We start from the raw sequence: 331 nt of genomic DNA, 5'->3' as shown, positions 1-331 counted from the left end.
GCTGAATGTCCTTGCGCGCCTGCGGCATCTGCGGATTCACATCATCGAGCAGAACGTTGGCGTTGGTGATCGACTGGCCGAACTTCTCCCCCAGCCCCGACAACGACTGCGCCGCCGCACTCAACGTCAAATTCAGCTTGACCGGATCGACCTTCTCCGCGATCGAAGTGATCGTCTCAAACAACGTGTTGATCTCGGTGGTCACCGAACGCGCATCGATCACCGTGCGCGGCGAAATCTTCTGCGGCGACGGATTGGCCGGCGTCGTCAACGACACATACTTGCCGCCGAACACCGTCGTCGCCTTGATATCGGCATTCACATTCGACGG

General features: G+C 59.2%; 1 protein-coding gene. It reads right to left on the bottom strand.

Translation table 11 applies throughout. The features are described 5' to 3' along the window. On the bottom strand, positions 1-331 hold a 331-nt coding region (locus tag AC5Y4T_RS26195; protein WP_499956159.1), incomplete at both ends, for an MCE family protein.

It is taken from the genome of Mycobacterium sp. NGS11 (genome assembly GCF_059813315.1).
This window is presented reverse-complemented; position numbering and strand designations above follow the sequence as displayed.